The sequence below is a fragment of the Enterobacter sp. KBR-315C3_2022 genome (genome assembly GCF_041399425.1).
GTDB lineage: Bacteria > Pseudomonadota > Gammaproteobacteria > Enterobacterales > Enterobacteriaceae > Enterobacter.
Genome location: NZ_JBGKEB010000026.1, coordinates 1 through 19,748, shown reverse-complemented (window position 1 = coordinate 19,748; position 19,748 = coordinate 1). Strand labels below are relative to the sequence as shown.

Below are 19,748 nucleotides of genomic sequence, written 5' to 3'. Positions count from 1 at the left end.
CGCAGACATTTTGCCGTCGGGTTGCCTATACTGCACCCATGTCAACGTGAGGATGCGCATGATGAGTACACCTTTGTTAATCGCCCGGACGCTGGAAAAAGAGCTGTTTTTACTGCCCGCAATGGCAAACCGCCACGGCCTGATCACCGGCGCGACGGGGACGGGGAAAACCGTCACCCTGCAGAAGCTGGCAGAGTCGCTTTCAGAGATTGGCGTACCGGTATTTATGGCCGATGTGAAAGGCGATTTAACCGGCGTGGCTCAGGAGGGTACAGCATCGGAAAAACTGCTCGAGCGCCTCAAAAACATTGGTATTACGGACTGGACGCCCCACAGCAACCCGGTAGTGCTATGGGACATTTTTGGCGAAAAAGGCCATCCCGTGCGCGCTACGGTCTCCGATCTGGGTCCGCTTCTTCTCGCCCGTCTTCTGAACCTGAACGACGTGCAGTCCGGCGTGCTGAACATCATCTTCCGCATCGCCGACGATCAGGGGCTGCTGCTGCTTGATTTCAAGGATCTGCGCGCCATTACGCAATACATCGGGGATAACGCTAAATCCTTCCAGAACCAGTACGGCAACATCAGCAGCGCCTCGGTGGGCGCCATTCAGCGCGGGCTGCTGACGCTGGAGCAGCAGGGTGCCGAGCACTTCTTCGGCGAGCCGATGCTGGATATCAAAGACTGGATGCGCACCGACGGTAGCGGCAAAGGCATCATCAATATTCTGAGCGCTGAAAAGCTCTATCAAATGCCCAAGCTCTATGCGGCAAGCCTGCTGTGGATGCTGTCTGAACTGTACGAACAGCTGCCGGAAGCGGGCGATCTGGAAAAGCCGAAGCTGGTCTTCTTCTTTGACGAAGCGCATCTGCTGTTTAACGACGCGCCTCAGGTACTGCTGGATAAGATTGAGCAGGTCATCCGCCTGATTCGCTCCAAAGGCGTGGGCGTTTGGTTCGTTTCGCAAAACCCGTCGGACATTCCCGACAACGTGCTCGGCCAGCTGGGTAACCGTGTTCAGCACGCCCTGCGCGCCTTTACGCCAAAAGACCAGAAAGCGGTGAAAGCCGCCGCGCAAACCATGCGGGCCAATCCCGCGTTTGATACCGAAGCCGCGATTCAGGCGCTGGGAACAGGCGAGGCGCTCATCTCCTTCCTGGACGCGAAGGGCAGCCCGTCGGTGGTCGAACGCGCAATGGTCATTGCCCCCTGCTCAAGAATGGGGCCCGTGACCGAGGACGAGCGCAACGGCCTGATTAACCACTCGCCGGTTTACGGCAAATACGAAGATGAAGTGGATCGGGAGTCGGCGTTCGAAATACTGCAAAAAGGGGTTCAGGCGACCGCCGAATCTCAGAATGCGCCAGCCGCCAAAGGTGAGTCGGTGGCGGTAGACGACGGTATTCTCGGCGGGCTGAAGGATATTCTGTTCGGCACCACCGGGCCGCGCGGCGGCAAGCGCGACGGCGTGGTACAAACCATGGCCAAAAGCGCGGCGCGGCAGGTCACCAATCAGATCGTGCGCGGCATGCTGGGAAGCCTGTTAGGCGGCCGTCGCCGGTAGACGGGGAACCCACGGGCGGCCCAGCGCCGAGCCCTGAACGCCGTGCTGGTGCAGATAGCGGTCGATTTCCAGCATCCCCGTCCAGCGGTTCTCGCACCAGAGCGGTGCCAGAAGCGTTGGGCGGCGGGCGCTGGCGGAGATGCGGTGGTAGACGATCTCCGGCGGCGTGTGGCGAATCATCTCGCCTGCCGTCACGGTGTACTCTTCGAGTTCAATCCCGCTTAGCCGCCCCGCTTCCCAGGCCTTCGCCATAATGCTGCCTTTCACAATATGCAGCGGGTGAAGCTTGATGCCGTCCACGCCGGTCTCAACCACGCTTTCCAGCGTGTCGAGTCCGTGCTGCTGCCCTTCGCCCGGCAGGCCGACAATAAGATGTGAACAGACCTTCAAGCCTCGCTCGCGGGCGAGGCGCGTTGTGCGCTGGTAGCAGGCAAAATCATGCCCGCGGTTGATGCGGTGCAGCGTTTTGTCATGCGCCGTTTGCAGGCCGAGCTCGAGCCAGACCTCGTAACCTTGCTCTTTATACTCGCTGAGCAGATCCAGCACGGCTTCCGGCACGCAGTCCGGGCGCGTGCCGACGCACAGCCCGACGATATTGGCCTGGCTCACCGCCTGCTGATACATAGAGCGCAACACCTGTACCTCCGCCCACGTGCTGGTGTAGGCCTGGAAATAGGCCAGGTACTGTTTCGCGCGGTTCACCAGGCTTGCCTGATGCGCAAGCTGCTCGGCAATGGATTTGTGCTGCTGGGCTTCGTCAGCAAAAGACGCAACGTTACAGAAGGTGCAGCCCCCGCGCCCGATGGTGCCGTCGCGGTTCGGGCAGCTGAAGCCGCCGTGCAGCGTCAGCTTGTGAACCTTTTGCCCGTAGCGCTGCAAAAGATCCCCACCAAACATATTGACTAATTTCTGTAACTGCATAATCTGATAGACCGTCCCGAAGAAAGGGGACAAGCCTGCCATTTTTAGCCTCTGTCGGCGATGACCTGGATCAATCGCCCTGGACGGCCTTTATCTATATGAATAAAAAATCAAGATTACCGCAATTTCATTCATCCAATCCGTAATTACTTTTCCTTATGTTCTGATGGTTTTTTTCCATTATAGCGCCAGCACTGAAAAACAGTGATTTTATGCGGCTTTATGCTACGTACCAGTGACTTATTCTGCGTTAAAACCGCTATTCAGCACGCTGCATCGATAATACCGCTTTCATACAGTGAGTCAGATCACATTACGCTGCCTCTTCCCGCAGGCTCACCGGGTTATAAAAAGAGTAAAATAGCTTTTATATTCAATGCAATAACTTCTCATTAGCACATTTTTATATAAATAAGATTGCCATTTGACCTGTGTGCTAATTCCCGATAAGTTGGAAATCCGCTGGAAGCTTTCTGGATGAGCGGCCTGCTCATCATATTTATGCAGTAATTGAGATTCCCTCTGAAGCAAGTCCTCAAACTTGTTTACCTGCGCGAAAGGATGAAAAAGAGGGCGAATGCGAGGTACGCGTATGAAGCGCAAACCCCGTCGCCATGCTCTTTCTGCGCCTGTGCGCCACGGTAAAGTTCAGTGGGAAGCCCGACGAGCCTGGGGAGGTTCACTGATATGTTGTACGATAAATCCCTTGAGAAGGATAACTGTGGTTTCGGCCTGATCGCCCACATAGAAGGCGAACCTAGCCACAAGGTAGTGCGTACTGCTATTCACGCACTGGCCCGCATGCAGCACCGTGGTGCAATACTTGCCGATGGCAAAACCGGCGACGGCTGCGGCCTGCTGCTGCAAAAGCCGGATCGTTTCTTCCGCATCGTAGCGCAAGAGCGCGGCTGGCGTTTAGCCAAAAATTACGCCGTCGGCATGCTGTTCCTGAATCAGGATCCTGAAAAAGCCGCCGCCTCGCGCCGCATCGTTGAAGAAGAACTTCAGCGTGAAACCCTGTCGATCGTCGGCTGGCGCAATGTGCCAACCAACGAAGGGGTGCTCGGTGAAATCGCCCTCTCCTCGCTGCCTCGTATTGAACAGATTTTTGTGAATGCGCCCGCGGGCTGGCGTCCGCGCGACATGGAACGCCGCCTGTTTATTGCCCGCCGCCGCATTGAAAAACGTCTCCAGGACGATAAAGAGTTCTACGTCTGTAGCCTCTCTAACCTGGTGAACATCTATAAAGGCCTGTGTATGCCGGCCGATCTGCCGCGCTTTTACCTGGACCTGGCGGACCTGCGTCTGGAATCGGCCATCTGCCTGTTCCACCAGCGCTTCTCCACCAACACCGTGCCGCGCTGGCCGCTGGCACAGCCGTTCCGCTACCTGGCGCACAACGGCGAGATCAACACCATCACCGGTAACCGCCAGTGGGCGCGCGCCCGTACCTATAAGTTCCAGACCCCGCTGATCCCCGATCTGCACGACGCCGCGCCGTTCGTTAACGAAACCGGCTCGGACTCCAGCTCGATGGATAACATGCTTGAACTGCTGCTGGCGGGCGGGATGGACATCGTGCGCGCCATGCGCCTGCTCGTGCCGCCGGCCTGGCAGAACAACCCGGATATGGATCCGGAGCTGCGCGCGTTCTTCGACTTTAACTCCATGCACATGGAGCCGTGGGACGGCCCGGCGGGCATCGTGATGTCCGACGGCCGCTTTGCCGCCTGTAACCTCGACCGTAACGGCCTGCGTCCGGCGCGCTACGTCATCACCAAAGACAAGCTCATCACCTGTGCCTCTGAGGTCGGGATCTGGGATTACCAGCCTGACGAAGTGGTCGAGAAAGGCCGCGTGGGGCCGGGCGAGCTGATGGTTATCGATACCCGCGGCGGGCGTATTCTGCACTCCGCCGAAACCGATCACGATCTGAAGAGCCGCCACCCGTACAAAGAGTGGATGGAAAAGAACGTTCGCCGCCTGGTGCCGTTTGAAGACCTCTCTGATGAAGAGGTTGGCAGCCGCGAGCTGGACGACGACGCTCTCGCGAGCTTCCAGAAACAGTTTAACTACAGCGCCGAAGAGCTGGACTCGGTGATACGCGTGCTGGGTGAAAACGGCCAGGAAGCGGTCGGTTCAATGGGCGACGACACCCCGTTTGCCGTGCTCTCCAGCCAGCCGCGCATCATTTACGACTACTTCCGCCAGCAGTTTGCGCAGGTGACCAACCCGCCAATCGATCCGCTGCGCGAAGCGCACGTGATGTCGCTGGCCACCAGCATCGGCCGCGAGATGAACGTCTTCTGCGAGGCCGAAGGCCAGGCGCACCGCCTGACCTTTAAGTCGCCGATCCTGCTGTACTCCGATTTCAAGCAGCTCACCACCATGGAAGAGGAGCACTACCGCGCGGACACGCTCGATATCACCTTCGACGTGACCGAAGCGAGCCTCGAAGAGACGGTGAACGCGCTGTGTGACAGGGCTGAACAGATGGTGCGTAACGGCACCGTTCTGCTGGTGCTGTCTGACCGCAACATCGCGAAAAACCGCCTGCCGGTGCCTGCGCCAATGGCGGTGGGTGCGATTCAGACGCGCCTGGTAGACAAGAGCCTGCGCTGCGACGCCAACATCATCGTTGAAACGGCAAGCGCGCGCGATCCGCACCACTTTGCCGTGCTGCTGGGCTTTGGCGCGACGGCGATCTACCCGTACCTGGCCTACGAAACGCTGGCGAAGCTGGTCGATACCCGCGCGATTGAGAAAGACTATCGCGCCGTGATGCTGAACTACCGTAACGGCATCAACAAAGGCCTGTACAAGATCATGTCCAAAATGGGCATTTCGACGATCGCCTCCTACCGCTGCTCGAAGCTGTTTGAAGCGGTCGGTCTGCACGATGACGTCGCGAACCTCTGCTTCAACGGCGTGGTTAGCCGCATCGGCGGCGCCGGATTCGAGGACTTCCAGCAGGATCTGGTGAATCTGTCGAAACGCGCCTGGCTGGCGCGCAAGCCGCTGGATCAGGGCGGCCTGCTGAAATACGTTCACGGCGGCGAATACCACGCCTACAACCCGGACGTGGTGCGCACGCTGCAGCAGGCGGTTCAGAGCGGCGAATATAGCGATTATCAGCAGTATGCCGAGCTGGTGAACAACCGTCCGGCAGCGACGCTGCGCGACCTCATTGCCCTGAACCCGGGCGATGAAGCGGTCAGCATTGACGAGGTTGAGCCTGCGTCCGAGCTGTTCAAACGCTTCGACACCGCGGCGATGTCCATCGGCGCGCTGAGCCCGGAAGCCCACGAAGCGCTGGCGGAAGCCATGAACAGCATCGGCGGCAACTCGAACTCCGGCGAAGGCGGCGAAGATCCGGCGCGCTACGGCACCAACAAGGTGTCCCGCATCAAGCAGGTCGCCTCCGGCCGCTTCGGCGTGACGCCAGCGTACCTGGTCAACGCCGACGTGATTCAGATTAAAGTCGCTCAGGGCGCGAAGCCGGGCGAAGGCGGCCAGCTGCCGGGTGATAAAGTCACCCCGTATATTGCCAAACTGCGCTATTCCGTGCCGGGCGTGACGCTGATCTCCCCGCCGCCGCACCACGATATCTACTCTATCGAGGACCTGGCGCAGCTGATTTTCGACCTGAAGCAGGTCAACCCGAAAGCGATGATCTCCGTGAAGCTGGTCTCCGAGCCGGGCGTCGGCACCATCGCGACCGGCGTGGCGAAAGCCTATGCGGATCTCATCACCATCGCCGGCTACGACGGCGGCACCGGCGCAAGCCCGCTCTCCTCAGTGAAATACGCGGGCTGTCCGTGGGAACTTGGCCTGGTGGAAACCCAGCAGGCGCTGGTGGCTAACGGCCTGCGCCACAAGATCCGCCTGCAGGTGGACGGCGGCCTGAAAACCGGCCTCGACATCATCAAGGCGGCGATTCTTGGCGCGGAAAGCTTCGGCTTCGGCACCGGCCCGATGGTGGCGCTCGGCTGTAAATACCTGCGTATTTGCCACCTGAACAACTGCGCAACCGGCGTGGCAACCCAGGACGAGAAGCTGCGCAAGAACCACTACCACGGCCTGCCGTTCAAAGTGACCAACTACTTTGACTTCATCGCCCGCGAAACCCGCGAGCTGATGGCGCAGCTGGGCGTGAAGCGTCTGGTGGATCTGATTGGCCGTACCGACCTGCTGAAAGAGCTGGAAGGCTTCACCGCCAAGCAGCAGAAGCTGGATCTGGGCAAGCTGCTGGAAACCGCGCAGCCGCATCCAGGCAAAGCGGTCTACTGCACCGAGAACAACCCGCCGTTCGACAACGGCGTGCTGAACGCGCAGCTGTTGCAGCAGGCGAAGCCGTACGTGGACGACAAGCAGAGCAAAACGTTCTGGTTTGATATCCGCAACACCGACCGCTCCGTGGGCGCGTCGCTCTCCGGCTACATCGCGCAGACGCACGGTGACCAGGGGCTGGCGGCCGACCCGATTACCGCACACTTCAGCGGCACGGCGGGCCAGAGCTTCGGCGTGTGGAACGCGGGCGGCGTTGAGCTATACCTGACCGGCGACGCCAACGACTACGTCGGTAAAGGCATGGCGGGCGGTCTGCTGGCGGTACGTCCTCCGGTTGGCTCAGCCTTCCGCAGCTGCGATGCGAGCATCATCGGCAACACCTGCCTGTACGGCGCGACCGGCGGTCGTCTGTTCGCGGCGGGCCGCGCGGGCGAGCGTTTCGCGGTGCGTAACTCCGGCGCCATCACCGTGGTGGAAGGCATCGGCGATAACGGCTGTGAATACATGACGGGCGGGATTGTCTGCGTGCTGGGTAAAACCGGCGTGAACTTCGGCGCGGGAATGACGGGCGGCTTTGCCTACGTACTGGATGAAGACGGCGAGTTCCGCAAGCGCGTGAACCCGGAGCTGGTGGAAGTGCTGGACGTAGACTCACTCGCGATCCACGAGGAGCATCTGCGCGGTTTGATTACCGAACACGTGCAGCATACCGGTTCTTCGCGCGGGGAGGAGATCCTGGCGAACTGGCCAGCGTTCTCGGCGAAATTCGCGCTGGTTAAGCCGAAGTCCAGCGATGTTAAAGCCCTGTTGGGTCACCGTAGTCGTAGCGCAGCAGAGCTGCGCGTGCAGGCGCAGTAAGGGGTAGCAGCAATGAGTCAGAACGTATACCAGTTTATCGACCTGCAGCGCGTTGATCCGCCAAAGAAACCGCTGAAGATCCGTAAAATCGAATTTGTAGAAATCTACGAGCCGTTTTCAGAAGGCCAGGCCAAGGCGCAGGCGGACCGCTGCCTGTCCTGCGGCAACCCGTACTGCGAGTGGAAATGCCCGGTACACAACTACATCCCGAACTGGCTGAAGCTGGCCAACGAAGGGCGTATTTTTGAGGCCGCCGAGCTGTCTCACCAGACTAACACCCTGCCGGAAGTGTGCGGCCGCGTGTGCCCGCAGGACCGCCTGTGCGAAGGCTCCTGCACGCTGAACGACGAGTTCGGCGCGGTGACCATCGGCAACATCGAGCGCTATATCAACGATAAGGCGTTCGAAATGGGCTGGCGTCCGGATATGACCGGCGTTCGTCAAACCGACAAGCGCGTGGCGATTATCGGCGCGGGCCCGGCGGGCCTGGCCTGTGCGGACGTGCTGACCCGCAACGGCGTGAAGGCGGTGGTCTTCGATCGTCATCCGGAAATCGGCGGCCTGCTGACCTTCGGCATTCCGGCCTTCAAGCTGGAAAAAGAGGTCATGACCCGCCGCCGCGAAATCTTCACCGGCATGGGCATCGAGTTCAAACTGAACGTGGAAGTGGGCCGCGACGTGCAGCTCGACGATCTGCTGAAGGACTACGACGCCGTGTTCCTCGGCGTGGGCACCTATCAGTCCATGCGCGGCGGGCTTGAGAACGAAGACGCGCCGGGCGTGTACGACGCGCTGCCGTTCCTGATTGCCAACACCAAGCAGATTATGGGCTACGGCGAAACCACCGACGAGCCTTTCGTCAGCATGGAAGGCAAGCGCGTGGTGGTGCTGGGCGGCGGTGATACCGCGATGGACTGCGTGCGTACCTCGATTCGTCAGAACGCGGCGCACGTCATCTGCGCCTATCGCCGTGACGAAGAGAACATGCCGGGCTCTAAGCGCGAGGTGAAAAACGCGCGCGAAGAGGGCGTGGAGTTCCAGTTCAACATCCAGCCGCTGGGCGTGGAAGTGAATGCCAACGGCAGGGTGAGCGGCGTGAAGATGGCGCGCACCGAGATGGGCGCGCCGGATGCAAAAGGCCGTCGTCGCGCGGAGATCGTCGCGGGTTCTGAGCACGTGATCCCGGCAGACGCCGTGGTGATGGCGTTCGGCTTCCGTCCTCACAGCATGGAGTGGCTGGCGAAGCACAGCGTTGAGCTGGATTCGCAGGGCCGCGTTATTGCGCCGGAAGGCAGCGATAACGCCTTCCAGACCAGCAACCCGAAAATCTTCGCCGGTGGCGACATCGTGCGCGGTTCGGATCTGGTGGTGACGGCGATTGCCGAAGGCCGCAAGGCGGCTGACGGGATCCTGAACTTCCTGGAAGTGTAGGAAATTAAGCCGGATGGGCACACCATCCGGCTTTTTTTATGCGGCTAACAGGCTGGCGCGCACTTTCACGACAACCCTTTTCGATTGAACGCCGCACGGCTGGTAATCCTCAGCGTCATCATTTCATCACCTGTTCGCGCTTGATGGCGCCCGCAGGAAAAGCACCGCTCAGCGGCTTACCGTCAATGGCGTCATGCGTGCGCAGCGCTTCCGGCCTTATCCAGCGCTGAACGCGAGAAGGCATGTCCAGACCGATGAGCAGAATAACCACAAACGTCAGGCCAAAGGAGAGCGACCCCAGCGCCGTGCCGAGCGGCATATTCTGTGATAGCAACGCGCCGATGACCGGAGCGATCGCGCCACCCAGCGCGCCAACGTTGTAGGTAAAGCCCAGCCCCGCGGCGCGCTGGTCGGTATCGAAATAGCCGCCGATAAGCTTAGGTAAGATCCCGGAAATCCCCTGCCCCAGCATCTGCTGGAAAAAGAGCAGCAGGCCAAGGATCCAGACGCTGGTACCGCCGATGGCAAAGACGGGAACGATCAGCAGCTGCGAGGCCAGCAGGCTATAGACGTAGGCCCTGCGGGTGCCCAGCCAGTCACCGAGGAAACCGCCCACGCAGCACCCTACCGCCGCGCCAAATCCGCTGAAGAACAGAACCTCCGCCACGGTAGACGGGTCATACGCCAGCTCGGTTTTCAGATAGGTAGGCAGTAGCGCCTGAATCGGCCACGAGTAGAGGAAGGCAAACAGCACAACGACCATCAGCGTAACGCCCGTCGGCCAGCGCTTGCCGCTGCTTTGCACCATAAAGCTGATAAACACGATGGCGCACAGCAGGCCAAGAATGACAACCAGCCCCACATTGTTAAGCTCGCCCGCAAAGCAGAGCCACAGCGCGATGCCGGCAAACAGGGTCATCAGGAAATTGATTACGCGATATTTGCCGCGATACAGGATATCCACCATCGTGCGGACCGGGGCTTTGCCTTCGTGCTTTGCCTTCCAGTCTTCCGCTTCCGGAATGTTTTTACGCAGCCACAGGGCAAACACGATGGGCAAGATGCCGATAAAGAACAGCGCGCGCCAGCCCCAGACGGGCACCACCAGGCTATAGATCTGCGCGGCGATGACGGCACCCACGGAGAAACCGGAGATCAGAAAACCGCTCGCCTTATTGCGCAGGTGCTTCGGCCAGCTTTCGATGACGTAAGTTGCGCTGGAGCCGTATTCGCCCGCCATCCCCATGCCGATCACCATCCTGGCAATAAACAGAGTGACGTAACCCGGCGCAAAACCGCAGGCCAGCGTGCCGCAGGAAAAAAGCACAATGCTGGAGATCATCGCCAGCTTGCGCCCGTAGCGATCCCCCATCGCGCCCAGCAGCAGGCCGCCAAACCAGCGCGAGATAAAGGCCGCCGAAATCAGGCTCGCGGCTTCCACCGTCGTCAGGCCAAATTCACTTTTGACTTCCGTCAGGACTAAGGCAATCAATACAAAATCGAAGCCATCGAGCAGATATCCCAGCCAGGCGGCGGAGAACGCGCGCCACTGTGGGCGGCTAAGATGGCGGTACCACGGGATGCTTTGGGTAGACTTACTCATTTCACTCTCCCGACGATTTTTCTGTCGTTTGCCGGATGGCAATGCGTTAGCGCTTTTCCGCCATTAGCTGCTCTGCCAGCGCTTTTAGCGCTGGGACGAATTTGTCATCCACGGGGGCAAAGGGTTTGCGGCACAGCGGCACGGAAACGACATCCATGTAATGCAGCACCGTTTTCAGACCGCGGAAAACGCCCGCCTGGATCAGCAGATCGATGACCTTGTTGCACTCGCTCTGCAGACGCTGCGCGGTGGCGTTGTCCCCTTTCCGCACCGCCCTGGCGATCGCCTGGTAGCGCCAGCCCATGATGTTGTACGTGCTGCCGATGCCACCGTCAGCGCCCGCAAGCAGGCCTGATGCGAAGATCTCGTCGTAGCCGTTGTAGAGAACCAGATCCGGATGCGCGCGGCGTATCTGCTCCATCTGGAAGAGATCGCCGGAGGTTTGCTTCAGCGCCCCGACGCCCGGCAGCGTCACCAGGGTACTGATGTGATCCAGCGTCAGCTTCACGCCGCTCAGCGCCGGAATGTTATAGACCACCATCGGTAAGCCATCAGCAGCATCAATAATTGCACGGTAGTGATCGCAGTGTTCTTCGAAGCTGAAAGGATAGTAGAACGGCGTGACGGCGGAGACGGCGTCGAAGCCATACCGGGCCGCTGAGGTCGCCAGCTGCTGGCTTTCCGTCGTGCTGACGCAGCCGACGTGGGCGATAAGCGCGATCTTTCCCTTCGCCTCTTCCGCCACGATTTCCATCACCTGTTCACGCTCGGAAAGGCTTTGTACAAAGGCCTCGCCGGTTGAACCACCGACATACAGCCCGTCGATACCCTGCGCAATATTGAACTGCACCAGCCGGCGCAGGCTCTCTTTATCCAGCATCTGCTGCTGGTTAAACGGGGTCAGGAGTGCGGCCATTACGCCGCGTAGTTGCGTTGCCATAGTTACCTCAATCGATCGTGCGAGTGTTATAACGATATACCTTTATACCTGTTATACCAGATCAATTATGCAGCAGTGGGATACAGAACGCTTATATTGCGATCTGCTTCACTAAAGGATCGGGATTATTGGGTTTTAGAACTCTGGCCGAAGGCGTGCCAGGTGGCGGAAACGCTGTTGAGATGGGTTTGCAGCGCCCGATCGGCTTCATCCGGATCGCGGCGGCGGATCGCATCGACGATTGCAATATGCTGGCGATAGCTGACTTCGTTATGCTGGTAAAGGTCCGCGTCCGGTACCTTCGGACGTGCCGCAATGAGCCAGTCGAGCAGCGCCACATGGACCGCATTGAAGATTGGGTTACCGGGGATCTCCGCCAGCACGCGGTGAAAATCGACGTCTGAGCGAATAAACAGCGCGTTGTCATCAAGTGACTGGCTGTTGATCTCCAGCGCTTTCGTCAGCTGCGCAATCTGATCGTCCGTGGCGAACTCTGCCGCATAGCGGACAAGGCTGGATTCAAAGAACAGGCGGAGCTGCTCGAAATGCGCGATTCCGCCGGGCTGGGTCAGGAAATCCTTCGCCATGCCCGATAGCTCGCTGATGATCGTATCGGCGGAAGGCACGGTGACGCGGGCGCGCTCGCCGTTGTTGATCTGCACCAGGCCTTTGCGCTTGAGCGCCGCCAGCGCCTCACGCACCGAGGGGCGGCCTACGTTGAAAAACGCCATCAGTTCACGCTCGGAGGGCAGCGGCTCTCCCTGAGCAAATTCTTTCCGGCGGATCATCTGCTCCAGCTCTTCCTCCACCATTTCGGACAGCTTTTTGCGCGCCAGCGGGCGGCGGCGAAGGCTGTGCCCTGAAATGATTTCAGCGTTTTCGGCTTTGAGATCGGTCGGTTTCATTGCAGTCCGGTGCCATTGAAGGAAAACAGTTCATGATAACACAGGAAACGAGAGGGGGGCGAAAAGGCCTTATGATGCAGGACGCACCATAAGGCCGGCATGTCAGTGGGTCAGGACTTTCCAGCTGAGATCGCTTTCCAGCTGGGTGACGTCCGCCGTATTTCTGAACGCGTTATCCTTCAGTACCGGGAAGACCGTTACCCTAAAGCTCATCTGCTGTGCGGAAGGAACCTTACTGTTCTCTTCAGCTACAACGGTTTCGTTATTTTTCAGATATAACGACGTCGCGGCGTCCCCTTCGGGCGTTAAATTAACCTGGTCGGTAGTTTTACCCACGTTGTAGTTTTTTCCATCAACAATCATATTGTCGATTTTGACCCCAACGCCGCCCTTTTCACCAAACAAGAAACGACCTTTTTCACCCGCAGCGCCCTGAAGAAGTACGCCAATTTGCTGCTGTTCGGGACAGAAGACGTTCACGTTAACTTCACGCTCCGGCATTTTATGCCAGTTCTGCTGAGTGGTGACAATATTGTCACGCTGCAGCTGGTGGTAATCCACCACGGCTTGCGACAGCGTTATCTGGCAGTCACCGGCAAAAGCGGCGGCAGGCAAACAGAGCGCCAGCAGCCCGACCAGGGTCACTTTTCGCTGAATGTTCATCGGCATACTCCATTAACTTCTTCGTAGAATGCGTTTTCATCTCGCTTATCGCTGAGAGTGAAATCGATCTGACACAGTTGTTTGTTGTTGTCATCCATTGCGTACAACGCATCAATCTGATCGGCTTCACTCAGGAAGATGTGTCCGTCATCCACGCTGGTAACAATGTAATTACCTTTACCGTCAACAATCGAAAGCCCTTTTGCCAATGGCGTACCATCAGGACGCTTCACGCGCAGCATGACGCGGCGGCTGTTAAGCACTTTAAAGGTCACTTCACTGACGGACGCATGCGCAGCAGCAATATACTTGGTCCCGTTTGCGAGCGTCATACTCTGCGGCAGTTTATTCGCATCAACTTCCAGGCGAGAGTTTCGCCATTCGCTTAAGCCCGGCACCACGGCCTGTCCCCAGCGATCCGTCCAGACGGTTCCCTGCGGGGTGGAAATCTCAACGCCGCTCTTCGGCTCGCTGAGTTTTGCAATCGCAAAGGTGTCTCTGATCGCGTATGGCGAGAAGGTTACGCCATCTTTATGCATCGCGATCCCGCCCGAAAGCGTCGCATTATAGTTACGCTGATGGTCACCGCTCGTACCGCCGCCCACGCCAAGCTGGGTATAGTGCAGGTTAGAGGTGATGTTGCCGTTAAAGTTGTTTTCCTGAGAGTCGTCATCGCGGTCAGCCGAGACGGTGTAATAGGTGTTATCACCAATGGCACCGCTGTTCGACACCCCGTAGCTGGTGCTGTCGCCCTGCTTACGCATGTAGGAGCTCAGGCTTTGAGAACCACCGAGAGGAACGCTCAGGTTGACGTAAAGCAGATCGTCGTCCTGATCGTCATCGCCATTGTTGCCCACCGCGCTCTGCCAGTTAACCGTGACGGTTGCGTACTTGAACGTTTTGCCCCAGGTGAGCAGCAGATAGCGTGAGTCAGGGCCATCCCCTGCAGCCTGGTTATAGTTAAACCCGGCGCTGAACGATCCGGCAATGCCAGTAGAGAAGCTAATATTGCCTGAGTAGGTGTTGTCATTAGGTACAAAATCATCGTCCATTGCGTCAGCGAGTTCGCGATAGTCGCTGCTGAAATGTGACGCACTGGCTGACAAGCCCAGGTTTTCGCCCAGCGCATAATCGCTCTGCAATTCCGCTTTCAAGCCGTTGTAGTTGTTGTCGCCAAAGCTCGATTTACTGGTGGCTGCACTTGTCGACACGCCCCAGCGGTCTGTTAGCATAAACTCGGCTCTGCTCCCTACGGCCTGATAATTTTGCGCAGCCACGCCTGAGGCGAGGAGGTTCATCCACGGCAGGATGCGCCAGCCATCAGACACGTTTACGACCATAGGGTCGTCATAATCACTCTCGATATCGCGCACCTGTCCTGCGGAGATGGTCAAGCCCTGCGGGCGCGACAGCTTCTGCGAGCGCACGGAAGCGGCTGGGACAAGGAAGTGACTGCTGGAACCATCCGTCTCGACCACGGTGACGTCAAGATCCACGTTGTTACGCACCATTGGCACGTCATCAAGCGTGAAGGGACCGGCTGGCACTAACGTGCTGAAGATGAGCTGGCCGTTCTGGCGAACCTCGACGCGAGCCTGCGGAGAACGCGCGATACCGTTGACCGTCACGCCGGATCCGTCTTTCTGCAGGCCACGCGTTGGCATCAGCTGAACGCCCGTGATCGACACGCCGTTCAGGACATCCGACATGGCGTTAATTTCACCGACCTGCAGCGTTAACCGCTGCGGCACAAACACGTGCTCAGCGTAGGTGTAGATACTGTCCGCATTTTTTTTACCATCATCATCCGTCAGGATGTAACGGCTGCGCAGCGACCAGTCCATGGCATTAAAGCCCGCTTCCAGATTCGCCTGAGAGTAACGGCTATTGTCCGTGCCATCGTATTCATTGCGGGTGCTGAACAACGAATAATTCAGCAAACCAGCAGTACCGCCATGCTGGAAGTTTTTGATGTCTGCCGTCAGGCTGTTAACGGCTTCCATAGGAACAAACAGCTCAACCGCTTCCTGGTTGGGCAGTGAGTTCACCACGGCCTGTGCGTAATCGCTGCGAATATCATGGCACGCTTCACTGGCTTTTAGCGGAACAGGTATGAGGCCCGCAAATTCCATGAAATCATTATCAACGCACAGTACGCCATCTTCGTTAAAGCGTACTGCCGCAGTTCCGCGTTCCTTGCCATTTACCTTAACCTGCACCGAGTGCGTTCCCGGAAGAAAGCGCGGTGCTTCAGCAAAGTAATGGTTAAGATCCATGCTTAGACCACGTGACTGAATGATACCTGTATCAAACGTCACTTCCCTCGCCTGAAGGGAAGTTGAGTTCAATAACACCAGAGGTAACGTGCCGCAAAGGATCGCGCGGACACAAAGTGCAAGGCGGCTTTTTTTACACACCGTCATTTCCCTATTTATTTATTTAAATCCGTTGTAAAACTTGGTACTTCAACCCCATATCGACTGGCCGGGAAGAATTTCACTTTGTTATCGCTGCCCGAGGATTTATCTAACGTCGTGGTGAGCGTTTCCCCCGGCAGGATGTAGGTTTTCTTCAGCATGCCGACCGCGCCTGAAGGCTGGGTTAACACTTTTTGCGCCAGGCGAACGACGTATTTGCTCGGGTTATTAACCTTTAAGGAAGTTCCGCTTACGTTCCATTTCAGATCTTTCCAGGCATCGGTAACCACTTCCAGGGACTTAGGACGGATAAGCACAGGCAGATCCTGACGCAAGTTAATACCGATTTTTACTTTCTTATCAGTACCTTTCGGTGGAATGCCTTCAAAGGTCACGCGTTTGTAATGCTCGACGGTCAGAGGCTCTTTCGTCTGCAATATGAAACGGAGCTGCTGGGTTTGGCCCGGCTCCAGACGCACAACAGGTTGAGTCACAATCAGCTTCAACCCCTGGTCATCAGGAAGATCCACGACGCTGGTATAGAGAAGTGAAGGAAAACTATCGGTATTTTTGACGTTAATGGTTCCACTGTGCGTTGCTTCATCAATCACGAGCAGGCTGGTTTCAGGCACCATCCCCCCCGCATGCGCAGTAAATTGCACGGAGAATAACGCAGCAGTAATTAATGTGTTCAATAATACATTTTTAAAGCATGACATATGAGTAAATCCTTAGAAGCCTATTACACTACATTCCATGTTCATCGTGCTGTTAAAAAGAGAATAAATGCATGTTGCATTTATTCTCTGGATTTATTTAACACACGTTACTTGAAAAAGATTACAGGTACTTCAGGCTGAGGTTACTCATACCATGCAGCTTCTCTGTCGATTAACAGTTATTCAACAGATCACGTGTTTATGACCTAACGGGTTAACGGTTATAACAGACAAAGCAGCAGAATTATTTGTACCGTATTTCACTACGCCACGTTGCGTGATTCCGGAGTGCATGCTGCGTTATTCAGTAGACCTTCGACTCCCAGCGCTGCGGGCATCTATAGCAACGGTGAAAGTAACACAGAGAGGCAAATTCGTGGCAAGTAAAACCTTTTTCACGTGTTAATCCTTAACATATGCGAAAATTATGTTGGCGAAAATCTATCACGTTTATGCGACAGCCTTTACGACCGGTACCCATAATATTACTTTCATAAATATATGCAATTTAGCTTTATTAATAACTGAATTAAGGATTACTCATAAGATATATGGAGGCTATAAAATCAGAACTTTCAATGAAAAAAAAGGATTATAATATTCGCCTTATTAATGGCTTTTGATTTATTTATTTTATTTCAAGGTGTTTCGGCTTAAAACTTATCATCAAAATCTATAACTGTAGGGTAAATTTGGCGAAACCTTGAGGCATAAAAAAACCAGCCAGGTACAGGTAACTGGCTGGTTTATAAGAAACATGAATCTATTTGACGACGCGTAGCGCGGGACGTCCACCCCGTGGCGGCGGCGGATCGTCATCCGGATCGTTATCATCCGCATGGTCCGGCTTATCACCGTCGATAATGGACATCACCGTTTCACCTTCCGAATCAGAAGGTGACTCGTCATCATTGAGGCTGGCAACATCTTCATCGTAAGCCGTTTCCGGCTCGAACATGGTGCCCGCACCGTTTTCACGCGCATAGATAGCCAGTACGGCTGCCAGCGGCACCGAAACCACGCGCGGCACGCCGCCAAAACGCGCGTTGAAGCGCACTTCGTCGTTCGCCAGCTCCAGGTTGCCCACCGCGCGCGGCGCAATGTTCAACACTATTTGTCCGTCACGCGCATATTCCATTGGAACCTGCACGCCCGGCAACGTCACATCCACAACCAGGTGCGGCGTGAGCTGGTTATCCAGCAGCCATTCATAGAAGGCGCGCAGCAGATACGGACGGCGTGGGGTAAGTTGTGACATTTCCACAGTCATTAGCCTCGGCCGAGACGCATTTCACGTTCCGGTTCAGTTAAAGATGCCAGGAAGGAGTCGCGCTCAAATACGCGAGTCATGTAGCCTTTCAGCTCTTTCGCGCCAGGACCGCTGAACTCTACGCCCAGGGTTGGCAGACGCCACAGCAGCGGAGCCAGGTAGCAATCCACCAGGCTGAACTCGTCGCTCAGGAAGAAAGGCTTCTGGCCAAATACCGGCGCGATGGCCAGTAGCTCTTCACGCAGTTGTTTACGCGCAGCGTCCGCTTCTGAAGATGAACCGTTTACGATCACGTTCATCAGCGAATACCAGTCTTTCTCGATACGCTGCATGTACAGGCGGCTTTCACCACGTGCAACAGGGTAAACAGGCATCAATGGCGGATGCGGGAAACGCTCATCCAGGTATTCCATAATGATACGGGATTCCCACAGGGTCAGCTCGCGATCCACCAGCGTCGGTACGCTTTGGCTCGGGTTGAGATCGATCAGATCCTGAGGCGGGTTATCCTTTTCCACATGCTCGATCTCAAAACTGACACCCTTCTCGGCCAGCACGATACGAACCTGATGGCTATAAATGTCAGTAGGACCAGAAAACAGCGTCATTACCGAACGTTTGTTGGCAGCGACAGCCATGAAAACCTCCAGGTATATTCAGAATTTACTGCTACTGGCCCAGCGGGGCCAGCCAGATGAAATATCGCCCATCCCAGAGAAAACACATTGTTCAAGAATCGAACAAAAACCGAGTATTCACCGATATTTGGGCAGAAAATTGGATGATAGTTTACCAGATTTTGATGGGTTTGTGGTGAGGGGATTCTGGAAATGTGGAAAAAGAGAAGATATATGGAATAGTTTTGTGGATAACCTGCGCATTATCCATAAAAAAACCCGCCGAAGCGGGTTTTTCGCCAATCGTTCTGCGTAAGCAGAAAATGATTAACGTTTGGAGAACTGTGGACGACGACGTGCTTTACGCAGGCCGACTTTCTTACGTTCAACCTGACGAGCATCACGAGTAACGAAGCCAGCTTTACGCAGTTCGCCACGCAGGGACTCGTCGTACTCCATCAGAGCGCGGGTGATACCGTGACGGATCGCACCTGCCTGACCGGAGATACCACCACCTTTAACAGTGATGTACAGATCCAGTTTTTCTACCATATCAACCAGTTCCAGCGGCTGGCGAACTACCATGCGGGCAGTTTCACGACCGAAGTACTGTTCCAGAGAACGTTGGTTGATTACGATTTTACCGCTGCCCGGTTTGATGAACACGCGAGCTGCGGAACTTTTGCGGCGACCAGTGCCGTAGTATTGATTTTCAGCCATTGCCTATAATCCCGATTAGATGTCAAGAACTTGCGGTTGCTGTGCCGCGTGGTTGTGCTCATTGCCTGCGTAAACTTTCAGTTTACGGAACATAGCACGACCCAGCGGGCCTTTTGGCAGCATGCCTTTAACCGCGATTTCAATCACACGCTCAGGACGGCGAGCAATCATCTCTTCAAAGGTCGCTTCTTTGATACCACCGATGTGGCCGGTGTGATGGTAGTACATTTTGTCAGTACGCTTGTTGCCGGTAACAGCAACTTTGTCTGCGTTCAGAACGATGATGTAGTCACCAGTATCAACGTGCGGAGTGTATTCCGCTTTATGCTTACCGCGCAGGCGACGAGCCAGTTCAGTAGCCAGACGGCCCAGAGTTTTACCGGTCGCGTCAACAACATACCAGTCGCGTTGTACGGTTTCTGGTTTAGCTGTAAAAGTTTTCATTAAAAGCTTACCCAAATAAATAAGTTACACGTTGGTGAACACCCAAACGTTTAGTCAGTTGAGGTTCACACGACAAAGTCCGGCAAACCTACCCCTTCGAATAGCTAATGCCGACACATAGAAAGTTTCGGGAAAAAAACCTTCTCGTAACGTGGGGTCGCAAGATTATAGAGAAGTTGAGGTCAAAGATCGACCCTTAAATGTGATTTGGAATGGGTTTTTCGGGGGTGGACTGTGTGCGGTCTGGTGCCCTCCCCCTCAGTCCCTCTCCCACGGGGCTGAGGGTTCCCCAGAAAAATGAAAAGCACGATGAAGTGTGATCTACTGATTGCGCCAACAAAACAGAAGAGACCTCATCGTGCCTTTACATACAGTCTGCCAGAGAT

15 protein-coding genes are annotated in these 19,748 nt (G+C 56.3%); 4 read left to right on the top strand and 11 right to left on the bottom strand.

Annotated features, from left to right (window positions below; genetic code table 11):
- Positions 1–61: 61 nt before the first annotated feature.
- On the top strand, positions 62–1,564 hold the full coding sequence (locus AB8804_RS20090; RefSeq protein ID WP_371189727.1) for a helicase HerA-like C-terminal domain-containing protein: 1,503 nt from the start codon (positions 62–64) through the stop codon (positions 1,562–1,564).
- On the opposite strand, the gene AB8804_RS20085 is transcribed toward AB8804_RS20090, so the two are convergent.
- Entirely contained in the window at positions 1,544–2,485 is a 942-nt protein-coding gene (locus tag AB8804_RS20085) for a TIGR01212 family radical SAM protein (RefSeq protein WP_371189726.1), read from the bottom strand. The genes AB8804_RS20090 and AB8804_RS20085 overlap by 21 nt on opposite strands.
- Before the next feature lie 687 nt (positions 2,486–3,172).
- On the opposite strand from AB8804_RS20085, the gene gltB reads away from it, so the two are divergent.
- Entirely contained in the window at positions 3,173–7,633 is a 4,461-nt protein-coding gene (gltB, locus tag AB8804_RS20080) for a glutamate synthase large subunit (RefSeq protein ID WP_371189700.1), read from the top strand.
- Positions 7,634–7,645: 12 nt separating this feature from the next.
- Positions 7,646–9,064, top strand: coding sequence for a glutamate synthase small subunit (locus tag AB8804_RS20075; RefSeq protein WP_371189699.1), 1,419 nt, complete (start codon positions 7,646–7,648; stop codon positions 9,062–9,064).
- Between the two features lie 118 nt (positions 9,065–9,182).
- Here AB8804_RS20075 and AB8804_RS20070 read toward each other — a convergent pair whose 3' ends face one another.
- The 8 genes from AB8804_RS20070 to sspA all read right to left on the bottom strand — a co-directional run bounded on the left by AB8804_RS20070 (position 9,183) and on the right by sspA (position 18,219).
- Positions 9,183–10,667: an MFS transporter gene (locus AB8804_RS20070; RefSeq protein ID WP_371189698.1), complete on the bottom strand. Its 1,485-nt coding sequence runs from the start codon at positions 10,665–10,667 to the stop codon at positions 9,183–9,185.
- A 46-nt stretch (positions 10,668–10,713) separates the two neighbouring features.
- On the bottom strand, positions 10,714–11,607 hold the full coding sequence (gene nanA, locus AB8804_RS20065; RefSeq protein WP_371189697.1) for an N-acetylneuraminate lyase: 894 nt from the start codon (positions 11,605–11,607) through the stop codon (positions 10,714–10,716).
- 125 nt (positions 11,608–11,732) lie between these two features.
- A complete protein-coding gene (gene nanR, locus AB8804_RS20060; RefSeq protein WP_371189696.1) occupies positions 11,733–12,512 on the bottom strand; it encodes a transcriptional regulator NanR in 780 nt (259 codons plus the stop codon).
- Between the two features lie 102 nt (positions 12,513–12,614).
- On the bottom strand, positions 12,615–13,175 hold the full coding sequence (locus AB8804_RS20055) for a hypothetical protein (protein ID WP_371189695.1): 561 nt from the start codon (positions 13,173–13,175) through the stop codon (positions 12,615–12,617).
- Complete coding sequence (locus AB8804_RS20050; protein ID WP_371189694.1) at positions 13,172–15,598, bottom strand: fimbrial biogenesis outer membrane usher protein; 2,427 nt, start codon at positions 15,596–15,598, stop codon at positions 13,172–13,174. Before AB8804_RS20050 ends, AB8804_RS20055 begins: the two co-directional genes overlap by 4 nt.
- A gap of 8 nt (positions 15,599–15,606) precedes the next feature.
- On the bottom strand, positions 15,607–16,311 hold the full coding sequence (locus AB8804_RS20045) for a fimbria/pilus chaperone family protein (protein WP_371189693.1): 705 nt from the start codon (positions 16,309–16,311) through the stop codon (positions 15,607–15,609).
- Between the two features lie 763 nt (positions 16,312–17,074).
- Positions 17,075–17,575, bottom strand: coding sequence for a ClpXP protease specificity-enhancing factor (sspB, locus tag AB8804_RS20040; protein ID WP_371189692.1), 501 nt, complete (start codon positions 17,573–17,575; stop codon positions 17,075–17,077).
- A gap of 5 nt (positions 17,576–17,580) precedes the next feature.
- Complete coding sequence (sspA, locus tag AB8804_RS20035; protein ID WP_003860438.1) at positions 17,581–18,219, bottom strand: stringent starvation protein SspA; 639 nt, start codon at positions 18,217–18,219, stop codon at positions 17,581–17,583.
- On the opposite strand from sspA, the gene AB8804_RS20030 reads away from it, so the two are divergent.
- Positions 18,218–18,514: a hypothetical protein gene (locus AB8804_RS20030; protein ID WP_371189691.1), complete on the top strand. Its 297-nt coding sequence runs from the start codon at positions 18,218–18,220 to the stop codon at positions 18,512–18,514. The two genes, sspA and AB8804_RS20030, sit on opposite strands and share 2 nt — an antisense overlap.
- A gap of 11 nt (positions 18,515–18,525) precedes the next feature.
- On the opposite strand, the gene rpsI is transcribed toward AB8804_RS20030, so the two are convergent.
- Together rpsI and rplM are read right to left on the bottom strand one after the other, a co-directional pair.
- Positions 18,526–18,918 (bottom strand): 30S ribosomal protein S9, encoded by a 393-nt coding sequence (gene rpsI / locus AB8804_RS20025; RefSeq protein WP_003025138.1) that lies wholly within the window; start codon positions 18,916–18,918, stop codon positions 18,526–18,528.
- Between the two features lie 15 nt (positions 18,919–18,933).
- On the bottom strand, positions 18,934–19,362 hold the full coding sequence (rplM, locus tag AB8804_RS20020) for a 50S ribosomal protein L13 (RefSeq protein WP_003860434.1): 429 nt from the start codon (positions 19,360–19,362) through the stop codon (positions 18,934–18,936).
- Between the last annotated feature and the right edge of the window lie 386 nt (positions 19,363–19,748).

Coding starts and splice junctions, on each gene's coding strand:
- rpsI (WP_003025138.1), bottom strand. CDS start 18,918: ATGGCTGAAAATCAATACTACGGCACTGGTCGCCGCAAAAGTTCCGCA.
- AB8804_RS20090 (WP_371189727.1), top strand. CDS start 62: ATGAGTACACCTTTGTTAATCGCCCGGACGCTGGAAAAAGAGCTGTTT.
- nanA (WP_371189697.1), bottom strand. CDS start 11,607: ATGGCAACGCAACTACGCGGCGTAATGGCCGCACTCCTGACCCCGTTT.
- nanR (WP_371189696.1), bottom strand. CDS start 12,512: ATGAAACCGACCGATCTCAAAGCCGAAAACGCTGAAATCATTTCAGGG.
- AB8804_RS20050 (WP_371189694.1), bottom strand. CDS start 15,598: ATGACGGTGTGTAAAAAAAGCCGCCTTGCACTTTGTGTCCGCGCGATC.
- rplM (WP_003860434.1), bottom strand. CDS start 19,362: ATGAAAACTTTTACAGCTAAACCAGAAACCGTACAACGCGACTGGTAT.
- sspA (WP_003860438.1), bottom strand. CDS start 18,219: ATGGCTGTCGCTGCCAACAAACGTTCGGTAATGACGCTGTTTTCTGGT.
- AB8804_RS20030 (WP_371189691.1), top strand. CDS start 18,218: ATGAAAACCTCCAGGTATATTCAGAATTTACTGCTACTGGCCCAGCGG.
- AB8804_RS20045 (WP_371189693.1), bottom strand. CDS start 16,311: ATGTCATGCTTTAAAAATGTATTATTGAACACATTAATTACTGCTGCG.
- AB8804_RS20070 (WP_371189698.1), bottom strand. CDS start 10,667: ATGAGTAAGTCTACCCAAAGCATCCCGTGGTACCGCCATCTTAGCCGC.
- AB8804_RS20075 (WP_371189699.1), top strand. CDS start 7,646: ATGAGTCAGAACGTATACCAGTTTATCGACCTGCAGCGCGTTGATCCG.
- AB8804_RS20085 (WP_371189726.1), bottom strand. CDS start 2,485: ATGCAGTTACAGAAATTAGTCAATATGTTTGGTGGGGATCTTTTGCAG.
- AB8804_RS20055 (WP_371189695.1), bottom strand. CDS start 13,175: ATGAACATTCAGCGAAAAGTGACCCTGGTCGGGCTGCTGGCGCTCTGT.
- gltB (WP_371189700.1), top strand. CDS start 3,173: ATGTTGTACGATAAATCCCTTGAGAAGGATAACTGTGGTTTCGGCCTG.